The sequence below is a fragment of the Bacillus cereus group sp. N14 genome, from assembly GCF_016483555.1.
Taxonomy (GTDB): domain Bacteria; phylum Bacillota; class Bacilli; order Bacillales; family Bacillaceae_G; genus Bacillus_A; species Bacillus_A wiedmannii.
Genome location: NZ_JAEHBQ010000034.1, coordinates 27,537 through 43,308 on the forward strand (window position 1 = coordinate 27,537; position 15,772 = coordinate 43,308).

Genomic DNA, 15,772 nt, shown 5'->3' on the forward strand with positions numbered 1-15,772 from the left:
ATGAATAAATATCAAAAACTATTACATGAAACGTATGTGTTAACTGGCGAGGGGAAAATGGATGCTTTCAAAACGTATTTAAGTGAAAATGTATCTTGGACAGAAGCTGCTGGGTTTCAATATGCAGGTACTTATATAGGTCCAGATGAAGTAGTGAAAAACGTACATGAACGCCTTGGCATGGAATGGGATAACTATAGCGCTAAAGATGAAATTTATGCATTTAATAATAATACTGTTATCGTTTATGGAAAATACAATGGAACATATAAAGTAACAGGGAAATCATTTGTAGCAGATTTTTGTCATCTTTATGAGTTTGATGAGAACGATAAGGTTAAGAATTTTATTCAAATTGTGGACAGTGCAACTGTTAATGAGGTATTAAGTTAGGGTTACTAGTTTCTAACATGCCTCGTACAAGGAGTATTGTTAGGATAAATGGGTTTTCCTAACAATATCTCTTACATCACATTCTGGGAAAGATTTTTCCTTTATTAAGCGTGTTAACGAAGATGAATTATAAAATTAGAAGAAGTAGGTATATATGAAAGTAGAGAAAAATTTAATAGTAATAATTATTTCTGTGTTTATTTTAGGAATTGTGTCGACTTTGATATTTCAAGCTTCAACTGGTAATACCAAAGGCCATTCAATAAAGAGTGAGAATGCTGCATCGGTATCGAAAGATAATGTGACAGAAAAAGAAAAGAATAAAAAGATGGTAGCTGATTTCTATAATGAAGTTTTTAACAAACATAATATCGATATTATCCCTAAATATGTAAGTGAAGATTATAAGCAACATAATCCTTTTGTTGCTGATGGACGAAAAGCCTTCATGGATTTCTTTAAGGAGGACTTTGTAAAAAATCCAAATTCCTATGCAGAGATTAAACGTGTAGTAGCTGAAGGAGATACAGTTGCCCTTCATGTACATTCTCGTACTAATTCTCAAGATAAGGGAGTTGCTATAGTCGATATTTTTCGTATAAAGGATGGAAAGATTGTTGAACATTGGGATGTAATTCAAGAGATTCCAAATGAGGCAGCTAATAATAATACGATGTTTTAGGTAGAAGATATCTCTAATAATTGTTTAATTGTTAGAGATATATAGAATCTTGAAATTTAGACAAGTTATGTTTTAAGATGAGTAAAAATAAAGGGATGTCATAGATATGTTACTAGGACATCCCTTTTTGTTTTAACAAGATTTAATAAAATATGATGTATAGGGTACTTATTGTATGTATTTTTTATCATTTTAGCCAAGAAGACTCCTTCCTCAAGGAGCGTGAAGGGTCACAACCCAGTGAGTATGTGGGAGATGAATTGGCTAAAATGATAAAAAACGATTGTCATTAAATCACTTCATGATTAATGACAATCGTTTATATCTTGAAAAGCTATTCAGTTATTTGAAATATAGTTTCATCAGGTTTAGAGAATCCATACAATTTCCTTGCGAACTTTAAAATACCTTCTTCGCTCTCTGTTAAAGTTTTAATATCGTTTTCATAATAACGTCCTATGATTTCTAATTCAGACAATCTTTTCTTTTCTTTATTTAGTGTAATTTGTTTTTCTTGAATCATTTGTTCTTGCTTATAAATGGAGATTTGAATGGAAATAACCATAGGTAGCATAAAAGCAAGTGCTAATAAAAGGCGACGTCTTAGCTTTTTATTCGTTTGTGGATTCTTGTTAGGATTAATTTGTATTTTTGAGATTGATTGTTGTGGTAGTGAATTTGGGATACTCCCCATTTTAATGCCTCCATTACCTATGTATAGAATTTAAACTGCTTAAAAGTATTATATATGCTAAATAGATAATTTTGAACTTATTTGTGTAAAGAGAAGTTTTATGAAATTTAAATAAAATCCTTATTTAGTTGCAATCCAGCTTAATAAGCCAATCCTATTTGATATATACATTAGATTCCTCCCTTGAAAAAGTATAGTTCTATTATAGATGGTTCTATTATAGATGGTTACATTATTGAAAGTGAAAAATTGTAAGTTGAGAGTCGATAATTCTGTTCAATAATATAGGGTTTTCTGGACAAATATGCTTAGCGGAAAGACGTATAAAAAATGGATGGAGCAAAACTTAACAAAATAGTTATTTGAAAATAAATAACGGCAAAAACGTCAGGCAACCAATTAAGTTGCCTGACGTTTTTGCACGGTAAAGGATAGATTCCTCTACAAAAGGGAGAAATAAAGAAAAATGTTTTTAAATGAAATTCATAAAAGATTGATAGGCACTACCGAGGGAAAATACCGTAGCTACCGCATGGGCAGTCCATTTAGGCGTATTTAATTTTAATATGGTGTTGTATAAGATTACGTATACGATACAAATGATCAATACAAATGCAATTAATTGAAGTGCTAACAAAAATAGTGGTTGTTCTAAAGCACTAAATTCAAGTTGTTCCATTAATTTATCACACCCTTTATTTAATATGTTAATATAATCAAATTGGAAGTGAAGGTTTTTTCTATAAAGTTTCAAATCTGTAGATATTTGACGGGCGATAAGTGAATGTTAACCAAAACCCTACTGTATAAAAAAAGAGAAGCGCTTAATCGGGACGCTCCTCTTAATGCCAATATACAATAACTATTCCATTATAATGTATAAGCGTAAAATATTTAACAATTAGCTATGTGGTAAAAATTTCATTTTGTGTTAGTTTAAAAACAAAAAAGAGCACTTAATAAAGTGCTCTCGTGACGAGATTCATTTTGTAAAGACTATTTTATAAAGAAAGGAACACTGAATATGATATGTGCGTGCAGTTAATTGTGTTCGTTTTTTACAAAAAAAGAGCAGTTAGTAAAAGCTAACTGCTCCAATCATGGAATATGGTTCGAATTGGGTTGTCTGTATTATTGACGGAATATTGAGTTTTATTCAGGGGTACCTAAAGGTTTTCTTTTTAACTTAATCCACATCCCACAAACAAAATAATGGCTAAAAATACAGATAATGAAAATGTCAGAAAGACTGTTATTATACTCCTGAGCATTGCTTTCAAGTTGCTTACTTTAGTTGTGTTCTGCCATTATGCTGAGATTTGTAATTCTATTAAAAATAGTAACAGCTTGTCCAAACTTATCTAATCTATCTTACATAGTATGTAGTAATAAATTTAAAGGAGGAATCTAGTATGTCTTATTACTACGATGATTATTGTAAGGATTCCAAAAAGAAATATCATGATTGTCATAAAAGCAGTAAGAGTTATGACAAATGTGATAAAAAACATGAGGAAAAGCCTTGGTTTAATGTAAAAGTGAATTGTTGTTCTGATGATAACGGATATAATCTTGTAAGAGCATCTGCTTTTAGAGCTGTGAGTACAGTTAATCAGAACTTGCCAGCAAATACATTTGTTAAAGTTTTATTCCAAAATGAACAATTTGATTTAGCAAATGAATATAACCCTGCAACATCCATTTTTATACCAAAGACAAGAGGTGTTTACTCTGTTATTGGAACAATTGCGTTCATTCCCAATAAACTTTGCTAATGTTGTAGCTGTTTCATCGATAATTCAATTGAATGCAGGGGATATAGTTGAGGTTTTTGCACAAAGTAGCGTAGCTGGAGTTATTTCAAATGTAGAAAATAGTACGCATTTTGAAGCTGCAAGATTCCCGTCTCCACAAGTATAAGTAGTATGAAATCTTGTCAGTAATTTTATCTAAGTAAAGGCCCTAATTTATATTTGACCTGCATAAATGCAGGTCTTTTTTTTCGATAAAAAAAGGGATGTTTCCAGGGATTTCTCAAAACAGAATCGATATTACACTATATCTATACAGTTCTTTGAAAGAAAAGTAGTGTGGGGATAATGTATCTATGCGTTGATAAACAGTCAACATAGCCCCTTTTATTAAAACGTTACCGGAGAACTGGCATGGACGGTAAGAATCCGCAAAAAGGACGAAAAGACTAATTACATTTATATATTTAGCCATGGTGCGTGAGTGTCGTGGCTTTTGTGTTATTTGTTGAGATCGGCAATGTTGCTGGGTTGATTGGTGACATGAAATTATCATATCATTATTTATAACGAGAAAATATGGAGAGCGTTCTCATTTTGAACAGAAAAAAAGAACCTGTAGTGGTTCCTTTTCACATTGCTATCTTATACTTATTGATTTTTCGCTTAACATCCATAAAAGCTAGTAATGCTGCAATCGCACAAAGGCCTTTAAACCAAAGAAACTCGGAAGAAAATAGTCCGCCAAAGAAAGCGACCGAGTGTACAAAACAAGTAATACCAAATAACCAAAGCATGAACTTTAATTCTTTTGAGGAATATTTATAGTTTTTAAATCTTTCCCACATATGTATCAACTCCTATTGTTATGAGGTTCTGTAGTTTTTCTTTTTAAAATCGCGCATGTTGAGAATAAAGAATAGAAGGAATATAACAGCTGCGATACCATTAATCCAGTAGTATGTGCGCCCTGTTGTGAATCCGTTATAGAAGGAATAGGCATTCCAAATTATAAGAAGTACTGAACAGACAGTAGAGATTATTAATGAACCAAAACTTCTCATGATTTTCACCTCGATTCAAAATGCTAGAACTTATTTATAATTTTACATTTAAATAAATAGATTTACAAGAAGAGGAATAAAAGAAAGAACCCGCTGGAGTTCGGGCCCTTTCAGAAGTGATGATGTATTCTCGGTTTGGGAACTGAGAAAATACAAAATTATAATACATCGAGATTTAGAGAATTTCAATATTTATAGAAAAAAGGAATCCCGAAAGACCCCTTTTTCTAATTCCGATATATCTTAATCGCATATAAGTAAAGACAGGAAATATTATATAACAATAAAATAATATAAACAATAAATATTTAGGGATTACCGCGAAGTGGTGAATATGGCTAGACGACAAAGCCTAAATTGTGAAGAGGATAATTTGTTACTACATTTGAAAAATTACAAAAATACCATTTCTTTCAGATTTCAAGAAGGTTTTACAAAAAAATACATAGAAGTATAAATATATGGTAATGAAATGAGTCGAATTTTCATCATGACTGATATCCATAATATGTTCATTTCAATTAACATGAAATACACATAGAGGAGAGCGATTATGAAAAGAAAAATCGGTACAGCAGTCGTAGGTTTATCTGTTTTAGGATTTGGACTTTTTGGTTTTACTCATGGAAATGGTGGAGGAATTGTTCAAGCTGCTTCAGAAGGGGATGGAGGAGGAGCGCCTGCATATGCACATGGAAATCATGGCGGAGCACCAACTTATACTCATGGAGAGGGATGGTCTCCGAGTTATGCACATGGACATTTCCCTGCACCGAAGTTAGGATCGGATGGGCATATAGGAGGGGCACCAGCTAATACAGAGCTTGGTGGGGGAATTTAACTAATACTAATATGAAAGTTATAAATTTATATAGAAGAAAAAAGACTTTGTAATTTACGAGGTCTATTTTCAATGTAAAAAGCTATTCGAAGAAGAAATGAATGAGTTACTTCTTAGGAATGGGTGGCAAATTTTTATTTTGTTTTGCTAACTTGATTTTGATGTGACGTAGCCGTAAGTGTTTAAAAATTTAAAAAATCCCCTCAATCATGTTAAAGGGACTTTACTCACGCAAATGATCTGTAAATCAATTCATTTTTGATATACAGATCATTTGTATGATAATATTTATAAAGAATTGCTAAATAATGAAATTACATAAATGCTTTTAAAAGTTCTTGAATTAGTGGGATTGCTCCACCAATAAATTTTAAAACTGCCATTGCGATTTCCATATTATTCTCTCCTCTGTTTTTGTATTAAGATGTGTGAATCTTTATAACCTTATTATAGTAAGCGCTTACATTTATAACAATACATTTTTGTATGCAATATTGCATATTTATACGTTTGGACAAAAATTAGGTCCTATTAGTCATTCTTTAATGGTACCATAGCGAGGTGTGAGTCTTTAAGGGCTTTCCCTAATAGGAGGAAATATGGAAAGAGTACAAGTGATTTACAGTAATCTGAAAATTAAAAGTTTGGCTAGACAGGTATTAGCTGTAGGAGGAATATTAGGGTTCTGCTACTTGGTGTTATATGTTTTTAGTTTCTTAATTGCTATGTAAATATTATCTAACTAAACTAGTAGAGTCTTGCCCAGATAGGTAAGACTCTTTTGCTGTTATCTGTGATGAGCAAAATACATACAAAACCTCTCAAGTTTGTCAGGTGCTATGTATAGTGCTTTATTTCTCTATGTTTTAGAACTCTAGCTCTTATTATTGAAAGTCAATAAACGTCTATTAAAAATTTTCCATTTATATTGAAAACACAATTGTATTGATAAAAAATGTGTTTTTATTAGATACATCTTAAAAAGACAAGCATCAGTTATATTACGTTTTGATGAATTTTTTTTATCTTTGAAAAAGATTTAAATCTTACAAATAAATTTAATCCCTTTCTGTATACCATAATTCCTATATTACCATATGAATATAATATACTGAAGATGATTTAAAAGCAAGAATATTAGTAGGGGTCCGCCACATGCCCATCAACTTAAAATTTAAAAGTAGCCCCTAAAAGAAGAATTTTTTTAAAATTGATTGATAGTAAACAAGAAAGGTTGGCAAATCCCTAACTAAAGAAATTTCTTCAGGTAAGCTAATCAGTAATATATCAAAACATTCTTTACAAAATTTAGAGATATATTTCGTAGGTGTTTATCCTTCTATTAGTAGATTAGAAATGCTGATATAATTCTACCAGTTGATTTATCAAGACACATCTGGATTTGCAGTCTGTTCATTGATTTTCCGATATTTGTATTTCTAGTTCCTTTTAAAAATTGAGCGTTTTGATAAGCTTCATTATAAAATTTGTATAGATAGGCAAAACTCCTTTTTCCAGGACATATACCTAAATCAAGACCAAGAGGAAGCAGGGACAATAAAAAGGGAGAGGGAGCACATGAGTTGACAATATTCACATTGTAATGAAAAAGACCTCTATTTTACTGTAAAGTAATAGAAGTCCTTTATTCGAATGTTTCTTTTTGTTCAATTTTATAATTGTATTTTAGTAACTTTTTTTGTCTTTGGATTTACAGCAAACCATCCTAATGTAGCCGTATGGTCGGGATGATCTTCATACACTTGGATAACAAAATTACCATTCTCATCGTCGTTATTATATTGTACTACTATATCTGATGAGAAATTAAATTGTCGTCGTACAAGGTCTTCAGCTTCGTGTTCAGTTATTTCACCTGTATCTGCGACTGTGTCTTGTTGTTTCTTAGTTTCTTCTTTTGTTTTTTGTTGTTCTTGTTCCGCTTTTTTCTTTTCTTGCGCAGCTTGTTCTTTTTCTGCTTTCTCTTTTCTTACCTTTTCCTGTTCATCTTCATGTTGTTTCTTCGCTGTAATCGCTTCATTCATTAATGTTGTTGCTTCACTTACAAGTTGTGGTGATTCTTTTCTATCAGCTATTGTTTTGAAAGCTTGATAGGCTTCATCATATTTTTGTTGGTTTAATAAATCTTTCCCCGATTGAATTTCTTTCTTTGTTGATTCTTTTTGTTCTTGAGAACTCTTAGCAGTTTTGATGATTTTATCCGCTTGTTCTTTTGCAGATTTGACTATTTTATCATCCGTTTTTTCTTTCGTAACTTTTTCAGCATTTGCAATTGCCACTTCGTATTTTTCTTCTTTTAATGCAGTAGCGCTGTCTTTCATATCATTTGCTAATCGAATGTATTTCTGAATTGCGTCTGTTGATTTATCTTTTGCAGCATTTTCGAAAGAGTTAATAGCATCTGCATATTCACCTTTTTCTATTGCCTTTTTACCTGAATCAACTTGCTCATCATACACTTTTGAGCTGCACCCACTTGCTACAATTAACAAACCTAAAACTGTTGCCATAACTTTTTTCATAACAATTCCTCCCTTTATAATCTGTATTTTAATTTATTTGGATATACATATCAATGGTGGGAACTCCATTTATTCGAGTTATTAAACTGTGAATGTGTTGGAGTATCAGGTCTCTTATAGGTAATGTCGCATATCAATCAATCTAAGATACTGAAGTAGCTCCGAAATGTGTAATTAGTTGTGATTTTCGTTTTGAGGAAGAATGTATTGTTAACTTGATAGCGATGGGATACCACACAAGTTTTAATGTCCTCCATTTTTATGTGTAATTGTATTAAAAATCTAATTTTTTGAAATTGAGGTGAAAATCGTGAGAAGTTTTGTTATGTTAGGAATCTCTACCATCCTTTCAACGGGCCTATTATATTTTAATGTTGATTATTTTTACATTAAATTTAGCTCTGGAAATATATATTACTGGGTAAAATCAGCTTTTTTTGAATGGGAAATTGCATAAATATATGTATAAAGGATGGTAATGATGAAGCAGTGTGAAGTGGTTAAGAAGATTGGTGATTGATATTTCAGTTGTTAAGTTATATGTTGGTAATGAGGAATCTCGTACGTATGGTAATATACATATGAATAAAACTCTACTAGCAGGAAAACACAATGCTATCGATATTCTTCAAGAATATGGTGTTGTTGATGAAAAAAAGCATTCGCCAGTGAATCCGTTCGAAAATTGGTACGATTCAGCGGAAGAAGCGCTAAGAGAAATTTAAAGATACATAGATGCAAACAACAATTGAAAACAACAGTACTCTTTAAGAGTTTCGGGGTTTTTCTACATAAAAGCTGTACTATATACTTTAGAGACGTTATTTTTAAACTTCCTTGTAATGAGGAGTGGTATAATTTGGTAGAGGATATATTGCTATATAATTTTATACAGATGAAATATGTGTAATTAGATTCTTTGAACGTAATTAAAACTATATGTTTTTGATTGCTTCTATTTATAAAGAGAGGTTAGTTAACGTGTCAAATCGATTCATTGAATTACAAAAATATAATATAAGTTTCAAATTTAACAATTTAAATGGTCTCAATAATACAGGTAATGGGCATTTGAAAATTCAAATTGTAGGTCAATTGGATTCTTTTACTATAAAGACGCTATATAAAAATTATGATATTATTGCGAGAAATTTAAAGGTTTATCCAACGGTTAAAATATATCCGAGGGGTTATGCATTAGAAGGTGGTTTTGGAGGCTTTTATCATGCTAACAAGAATCATGTCGATATAGTCGATCACTATTATTTAATCTCGATTCTTTCTCATGAGATGAGGCATGCCTATCAGTATATATATTTTCCGGATTTATACTTTAATACAAATTACAGCTCCGCGCGAGAATATTTAAATTGTGACGTTGAGAGGGATGCAAGAGAATATTCAATCGATTATTGTTTGGCTAGAGGATATCGTGAAGAGGCAGAGCATTGTAAAGTAAGTGAGGAACAGTATGAATTAGTTATACAAAATAAGTTATCACCAAGTGAAATGGGGTTAAGCGATGGGTATTTTAAAAGAAATCCTTCAAAGGCTACTGTCGTTTCAAGAGATTATCATTTGGGTCAAAAATCGGTAACGAAAACAAAGGGTGGTGTAAGTCTAACGGTTATAGATGGTGGAGCTAGTGAAAAGTCTGGAGGGGCAATATATATGTGGGCAGTACTTCTTATCCTTGCTACATTAGTTTATTTAAAGTGGGGATAAAGTTTGTGATTGTGTGAAGTGATAAAAAAAAGACTGCGCGAAGACGGCAAGCTGCAAAAAGGAAAGAGAGTCTAAAATGTACCTTAAAGAATAGATACTCGAAAAAATTCTATTCTTTAAGGTGCATTTTATTATTAATAGACACTTAAATATTTTGTGTTTTTGAATGGCGTGAAGAAAAAGTAAACCCTTGGGAAAATCCATTTGTTTGTTGGATGTTATTATTACCAGCATGTAATTTGAATCATAAGTCCGCCACAATTTGAAACATAATATTTCCATAAAGCTTAGTTTTTAGAGAACATTCTTGTTACATTTGAAGCATAACATTGCCATAAATCTTTTATTAACCTATAAGCTCGCCTCAAGGATTAAGATATTAGAAGTCCATCTCCAACCTTTAAAATCAAAAAAGACCAAATTCTGATAAAGAACTTGATCCTATCATTTATTTTTATTAACCAAATTAACTGAATTTTAGTTGGGTATTTTTTATTTTAGGGAATTTTTATTTTGTTAGCTTGATAGCAATGTGGCACCTTACAGGGAAGTGGTAAAATATATGGGGAACAACGTAAAAGAGGTGAAGGGTTGATGGAAGAAATACGAGATATAAAGGTAGCGAGAAAAAGTACTTTAAGGCGGGTTCTGTTTGTGATTGTGTGCCTAATTATTTGGGTGTTTATTAGGATGTTTCTTATTGATAATGAGGAGAAATGGGTTTTACAGCATTATGAAGAACATACGCGTGTGTTCTATGAAGTAAAGAGTTATGAAAATCTTGAGGTATTACATAATGTAAATCCGGTAACTGTGATGCCAGACATTCAAATGATATGGGAGAACTATAACAACCTTCAATCTGTGTATCGTATGAAAATAGAGTATCTCGACAAGGAAGGGCAAGTGCGTACGATTGAGCAGGCAATTCCTGTCGCGTACACCGACTTGGTCGATAAACCTATGTTACAGATAACACTGGTGAAAGATTATAAGAATTTAAGGTACATAGATAAAGAGATAAATCCAGGTCTTTATGTGCCGACTAATATGGACGCTGAAATAAGACAACAAAAAAGTTATTCAAATTAAATAAATAACTGAATAATAATTAGGGGTCATCATCATACATACCCATCATTTTAAGAAATTAGTTATTCCCTATAATGTTTTTCTAAAAACAAAAAGAACCATAACCTTGCCCAAACGGCAAAGTTATGGTTCAAATCACACAGCACATGAAGATGAACATTTAACTCAAACGTTGGAGGAGATTGCGATGAATCAAGATTGAATTTTACAAAAGGCAATAAATAAATGGGAAAATATGAGCCACGATTCTTCTTTCTGAACAGCATATGAAGCTCTAGAGAAATTACTTCTAGATGAACAGGCTAAGCGGGCGCATGCAGAACAAGAGGACATGGAAAAAGGTATTGAGCAAGGTAAGATGCAAATGATTCGAGGAATGCATGAAATTGTTGTACCACTTGAAACTATTGCAAAAGCAAGTAAGTTGAGTGTGGAGGAAATAGAACGTATCTTGAAATTAAAGTAAATATATATGAACCTACAGTACTCATGAATAAAAGAAGGTAGATGCTCATTATCATGGTACGTTTAATCGAAAAGCATTGCTGAAGATTTTGGCAGTGCTTTTTCTTAATCAATTTTTTGATATTTTTCATTCTGCTCACAATTATATAGATAATTGAAAAAAGAATGTGTAATGAATTACCTATCCAATTATTATGTATATCACAATTGAAGGGGTATTTTTTTATTTATTCCATAATCGAAAAGTAAATGCATCGGATAATTATCATAATGGGAGTATACATATGTATCAAATGAAGCTTCTATTTAATCATTTAGGATTTAATATTTTCTTAGTTTTGGTAACAGAAATTTATATACTTAAAGTAAAGGGCTTAATTTCAATTAAGGGGGAGGATAATTTGGAGGTGTATAACTCAGCTGCTCCTGCACAATCAAATAATGAAGAATTACCATTCGATATTTCCTGGATGACCGATTGGATTGTAGACTGGTTTGGTTCTTTGTTTAATGGCGGCAGTGATGTAATAAAAGATGGGGGAGATAAAATAGATGGTGCAGTCCATGCGAGTGTGCCTGCATTCTTTGATGTTATTTTTCTTATTCTTTCTGTAGTAATCTTAATATCATTATTAGTTTTTGGATCTTCTTTATGGTTTAAACATATAAAGTGGAAAAAAAGATCTATATATTTTGGAGTAGGATCCTTCATTCTCATACTACTAATAAGGATTTTACCGGTGTTAATGTTGACAACACGTTCTTTTGATTTTCAAACTTTTATGAGTAATATGGTGGGTTTAATCACCTCTATAATTTTAGGGACAGCTGTATTAATGTTTTTAATATCTCTAGCACTAGGTATGCTTTATAAGAAATTTGAACATCCGAAATATGGGAAATGGAGTTCGAGTTTGAGATATAGTTCAATTTTTATATTTGTAATGACATTGATAGTACCTGCCTTGTTGCGCCATTTATAATCTATGTTTATCTAGGGGAAGGAGGGAATAGTGCAGGTAATTTCTATTATTTTTCGGTGTAATTATACTAGCACTCGTTCTCCTCTAATTTTCTGAATTAAGTCTTAGACATTAAAAAGAATTTTGTTGTACGAAGTTTTGGCAAAGGGGGGAGAGGTACTAGTGACTACTTTTGTTGTCATGGTGAGTATATTCTTAATTCTGTTCGTAATTGGTCCTAAAGCGACTAAGAAAAAAGAAGAAAGAGATAAAATTGAAAAAGAACATAAAGAGAAAATGGAGGCTTTAGAGGAAGAAAAAATTGACTTGGACATTAATGGGACTAAAGTACGGTTACACAAGAAGCCTAAGCTAAAGAACAGTATATATAAAATAAAGAGTGACCGATAAGTTCTTAATAGGATCATCAGTTTCAAACATAGTTATTAAGTTTTAGTAGAATCAAAAAGGAAGATTTTTTGTGAGGTAAGTTAAATACTTATGGACAACTAGCCTTTTTAACTATAAGGGCAAAATGGGTTAATGGACAACAAGTTATTTAGACTCTATGGAAGCAGCAATTGATGACCTTATAAGAGAAGGCATATCTGGTTTTATATTATTGGATAATCCTAATGAAGAAGGAGGTATTCAAGAAGTAGAATACATTAAAATCATTAGAGATGAATAAGGAAAGGCTATTGTTTCTGAAGTGATAAGTAATAAAAAGCTGAAAAACTATATTTTGATAAGGTTTTTGTGGCACGGAAAGAGATTTTTGAGAAATTATTGTAGTTTTGATAAACCTTTGTCCAAAAACCTTTTTATGTATAATAAAGTTATTTTAAATAACTGCAATAATCTCCTATCATATTTTCGTGACAGGTAATTATTGCTTTTTTATGTTGATTTATACTTTACGTATTGCTTCTGTTAGTAAGTAATTTTATCTTTATAAAATATATTTATCGCATTATATAAATAATAAACTAAGTTAAATATTGGTATTTGTTCTCATTGAATATACCAGAAAACATTGGTAAAAAACAGTCTTTTTATTACATTCAATTGACTTTAATATTTAAAGGGTCATATGAACTTTAAGTTTGTGTTGATTAATCCTCTTCATTACAAGGGGACGTTTTTTGAAGGGATCGTTAAAAAGGATTGGTGTTTATAAAGAAAATATTATTATTTGTATGCGCTTTAGTGTTGTTTATCATGTTTGGATGTACTAAAAAAGTATCTAATAATTATGTTATCTCAGAGGAAAGTTGCCAGAAAAACTGGGCAGTTTGTACGTTATTTCCTGAACATGTAATCAAAATTGCGGGTTCTAAAACTGTGAAAGTAGCTGTTTTAGATAGTGGGATTAATCAGGACATAAAGGGACTTAAAGGCCAGGTAAAGAAAAGTTATAATGCGCTAAATAATACTTTTGAGACAGAGGCTATATTAGATCATGGAACTATGATTGCAAGTATCATTGCTTCTACAAAAAGTAGAAATAATGTGGTAGGAATTAATCCTGCTGTTGAATTGTATGATGTTCAAGTTTTAAATGAAAAGGGTAGTGGAAAAATAGCGGATATAATATCAGGGATAAACTGGAGTGTTGAACAAGGTGTTGATATTATCAATTTAAGTTTTGGCTTTTCTAAAGATGACCCTAAGTTAAGGGAAGCGATAAGAAATGCATCAAATAAAGGGATAATAATTATTGCTGCTACAGGAAATACCATTGGCTTATCTACTGATTACCCTGCTAAATACCCTGAAGTATTATCTATTTCTGCTATTGATAAGGATATGAAATTATATGCTTATGCCGGCCAAGGCAAGGTGGATTTTGTGGCACCAGGCGTAGATGTACCTGTATTAAACATACATGGAGAGGTTGAAATGCAAAGCGGGACTTCTTATGCAACAGCTTATACAACAGGGATTGTTTCTATATTGCTTCAAAATGGGAGTAAAGACATAGAAAAGGATCTACGCTTTGGAGCAATAAAATTAGGTGCGAAAGAAAAATTTGGGATGGGATTAGTACAAATAAAAGAATAAGGTGGAGAATTTAATGAAAAAATATTTTATCTTCAGTATAATTACAGCGCTTTTCATTACATATGTTCCTACAGGGTTTGTATATGCAGCGCAAGAAAATGATTCTGCATTAAAAGAAATTGTAAATGTTACCGAAAACACTGAAACTAGTAAAATAGATACCGAAGTTAAAGTTGATGTAAAGGAAGATTTAGGGATAGAATCATCCGAACAAATTGAAATAACTGAAAATGTTGTTGATAATGTAGACACTTTTGAATCAGTATTAGATACTAATCAAGTACAAATGCAAAGTACATTGGAATATAATATTGAAACAAGTGAAATGAGTGCTAAAGCATTACTAAATGATGAGAATGGAAATGAAATAGAGAAGAATTTTTCAATTCTTGTGACTGATGTAGAAGGTGAAGATTTAAAAGCCATTTTTGTGGATCAAGAAACTGGTGAGCAATATTCTATTGATACACAAGAAATAACGGCATCTGCTCTTCCTTTGGTTCCTGTTCTTGTTGCATTCATAGTTAAAAGTGGTCTAAAAGCAGCTATAAAAAAATATGGACCAACTGCTATTAGAACTCTAATGAAAAACTCTGAACCTCTTGCTAAAGTAGTTGCAAGCAGATTGGGATACGCAGAAACAAAATTTTACTCTCATGGTGCAAGAGTATATTTTAACAAAAAAGGAAAACCTAAATATATAACTAGAGACAAAGATGGCCACAATGGTGGAGCTTTTAAAGGTGCTGATTCAGTAAAAGCTCTTGGAAATAAGAAAACTAGATCTGGAACTTATGATTTAGAATTAAGAAGAATCGGAGATTAATAACTAATTATGGATAAATTCAAAGTAGATTTTACAAATACTGAAGAAACTCCCTTTTTTCAAGTAACTTCGAATCATAGAATTAGATTCGATATGGATTTATTTGTGAATAATAACACTCGATTATTAAAAAATATCTTGGATAATTTATTCAATCAAAACGAAAAAATAAATTCTTCCTTTATCTGTGGATATATTATAAATGGTAAAAGAATTCATGAAAAAACAGGCTTAGGTAAATTTACTAAAATTAGAAATTGGAAAGAAACATTAATAAAAAACGATAATTTTACAAGTTCAACAATTTTTGCATCTATAAAAAATTTAAATTATCAGGATGTATATAAATACTGTCAAAATGTATCACAAGGGCATCCATCAGCATATATCTCATTTTATAATGACAATTATTTATTATATATAAATCAGGATGTACTTGATATAATTTCATTTAATGAGAAGTTAATAGAACAATTAAAAACTAAATATGCAGTGGAATATGATAAATATTATGAGTAATTGATATATTTTAAAGGAATATATTAAGAGATTATAGAGAATTCCCAAAAGACCAACCCCTTATTTATTAAGGGGTGGTCTTATCCCTGTCAAGTAGACAGTATTAAAAAGACTAAGCAGCCATCGAGATTCGATATTCTACCGGAGCTCG

General features: G+C 31.3%; 17 protein-coding genes and 4 pseudogenes. 15 read left to right on the plus strand and 6 right to left on the minus strand.

Annotated elements, in window-relative coordinates:
• Together JDS82_RS27540 and JDS82_RS27545 are read left to right on the plus strand one after the other, a co-directional pair.
• The gene (locus tag JDS82_RS27540; protein WP_199714255.1) at positions 1-393 is read left to right on the plus strand and encodes a nuclear transport factor 2 family protein; all 393 of its coding nucleotides are present in this window, start codon (positions 1-3) and stop codon (positions 391-393) included.
• A 154-nt stretch (positions 394-547) separates the two neighbouring features.
• Complete coding sequence (locus JDS82_RS27545) at positions 548-1,075, plus strand: nuclear transport factor 2 family protein (RefSeq protein ID WP_199714256.1); 528 nt, start codon at positions 548-550, stop codon at positions 1,073-1,075.
• A gap of 334 nt (positions 1,076-1,409) precedes the next feature.
• On the opposite strand, the gene JDS82_RS27550 is transcribed toward JDS82_RS27545, so the two are convergent.
• Together JDS82_RS27550 and JDS82_RS27555 are read right to left on the minus strand one after the other, a co-directional pair.
• Positions 1,410-1,769: an FtsB family cell division protein gene (locus JDS82_RS27550; protein WP_199714257.1), complete on the minus strand. Its 360-nt coding sequence runs from the start codon at positions 1,767-1,769 to the stop codon at positions 1,410-1,412.
• Positions 1,770-2,241: 472 nt separating this feature from the next.
• Positions 2,242-2,448: a hypothetical protein gene (locus tag JDS82_RS27555; RefSeq protein WP_199714258.1), complete on the minus strand. Its 207-nt coding sequence runs from the start codon at positions 2,446-2,448 to the stop codon at positions 2,242-2,244.
• 733 nt (positions 2,449-3,181) lie between these two features.
• Between JDS82_RS27555 and JDS82_RS27560 the strand changes: the two are divergent.
• Positions 3,182-3,689 (plus strand): annotated as a pseudogene (locus JDS82_RS27560) (ABC transporter permease).
• A 463-nt stretch (positions 3,690-4,152) separates the two neighbouring features.
• Here JDS82_RS27560 and JDS82_RS27565 read toward each other — a convergent pair.
• Both JDS82_RS27565 and JDS82_RS29945 read right to left on the minus strand, forming a co-directional pair.
• On the minus strand, positions 4,153-4,368 hold the full coding sequence (locus JDS82_RS27565; RefSeq protein ID WP_071716451.1) for a hypothetical protein: 216 nt from the start codon (positions 4,366-4,368) through the stop codon (positions 4,153-4,155).
• A gap of 18 nt (positions 4,369-4,386) precedes the next feature.
• On the minus strand, positions 4,387-4,584 hold the full coding sequence (locus JDS82_RS29945; protein WP_074651290.1) for a hypothetical protein: 198 nt from the start codon (positions 4,582-4,584) through the stop codon (positions 4,387-4,389).
• Positions 4,585-5,137: 553 nt separating this feature from the next.
• Between JDS82_RS29945 and JDS82_RS27570 the strand changes: the two genes are divergently transcribed.
• Entirely contained in the window at positions 5,138-5,425 is a 288-nt protein-coding gene (locus JDS82_RS27570) for a hypothetical protein (protein WP_199714259.1), read from the plus strand.
• Between the two features lie 314 nt (positions 5,426-5,739).
• Here the strand turns inward: JDS82_RS27570 and JDS82_RS29950 are convergent.
• Positions 5,740-5,925: pseudogene (locus JDS82_RS29950) on the minus strand (hypothetical protein).
• A 1,173-nt stretch (positions 5,926-7,098) separates the two neighbouring features.
• Positions 7,099-7,968: a hypothetical protein gene (locus tag JDS82_RS27575; RefSeq protein WP_098058666.1), complete on the minus strand. Its 870-nt coding sequence runs from the start codon at positions 7,966-7,968 to the stop codon at positions 7,099-7,101.
• 491 nt (positions 7,969-8,459) lie between these two features.
• Here JDS82_RS27575 and JDS82_RS27580 point away from each other — a divergent pair, with 491 nt between their 5' ends.
• From JDS82_RS27580 to JDS82_RS27625, 11 genes and pseudogenes are all read left to right on the plus strand, one after another.
• Positions 8,460-8,693, plus strand: coding sequence for a hypothetical protein (locus tag JDS82_RS27580; protein ID WP_242474943.1), 234 nt, complete (start codon positions 8,460-8,462; stop codon positions 8,691-8,693).
• Between the two features lie 256 nt (positions 8,694-8,949).
• Positions 8,950-9,693 (plus strand): hypothetical protein, encoded by a 744-nt coding sequence (locus JDS82_RS27585; RefSeq protein ID WP_098058668.1) that lies wholly within the window; start codon positions 8,950-8,952, stop codon positions 9,691-9,693.
• Between the two features lie 158 nt (positions 9,694-9,851).
• Positions 9,852-9,956, plus strand: a pseudogene (locus JDS82_RS30455) (Rpn family recombination-promoting nuclease/putative transposase); the annotation flags it as partial.
• 391 nt (positions 9,957-10,347) lie between these two features.
• On the plus strand, positions 10,348-10,785 hold the full coding sequence (locus tag JDS82_RS27590; RefSeq protein WP_199714260.1) for a hypothetical protein: 438 nt from the start codon (positions 10,348-10,350) through the stop codon (positions 10,783-10,785).
• Between the two features lie 142 nt (positions 10,786-10,927).
• Positions 10,928-11,251 (plus strand): annotated as a pseudogene (locus JDS82_RS27595) (nuclease/transposase family protein); the annotation flags it as partial.
• Between the two features lie 382 nt (positions 11,252-11,633).
• Positions 11,634-12,233, plus strand: coding sequence for a hypothetical protein (locus JDS82_RS27600; protein WP_179866405.1), 600 nt, complete (start codon positions 11,634-11,636; stop codon positions 12,231-12,233).
• Positions 12,234-12,395: 162 nt separating this feature from the next.
• Complete coding sequence (locus tag JDS82_RS27605) at positions 12,396-12,623, plus strand: hypothetical protein (RefSeq protein ID WP_061682414.1); 228 nt, start codon at positions 12,396-12,398, stop codon at positions 12,621-12,623.
• A 157-nt stretch (positions 12,624-12,780) separates the two neighbouring features.
• Complete coding sequence (locus tag JDS82_RS30115; protein ID WP_257142614.1) at positions 12,781-12,903, plus strand: hypothetical protein; 123 nt, start codon at positions 12,781-12,783, stop codon at positions 12,901-12,903.
• A gap of 530 nt (positions 12,904-13,433) precedes the next feature.
• The gene (locus tag JDS82_RS27615) at positions 13,434-14,276 is read left to right on the plus strand and encodes a S8 family serine peptidase (RefSeq protein ID WP_206773541.1); all 843 of its coding nucleotides are present in this window, start codon (positions 13,434-13,436) and stop codon (positions 14,274-14,276) included.
• A 13-nt stretch (positions 14,277-14,289) separates the two neighbouring features.
• Entirely contained in the window at positions 14,290-15,102 is an 813-nt protein-coding gene (locus JDS82_RS27620) for an SAR2788 family putative toxin (protein WP_199714262.1), read from the plus strand.
• A 9-nt stretch (positions 15,103-15,111) separates the two neighbouring features.
• On the plus strand, positions 15,112-15,621 hold the full coding sequence (locus tag JDS82_RS27625) for a hypothetical protein (protein WP_184121835.1): 510 nt from the start codon (positions 15,112-15,114) through the stop codon (positions 15,619-15,621).
• Positions 15,622-15,772: the final 151 nt, after the last annotated feature.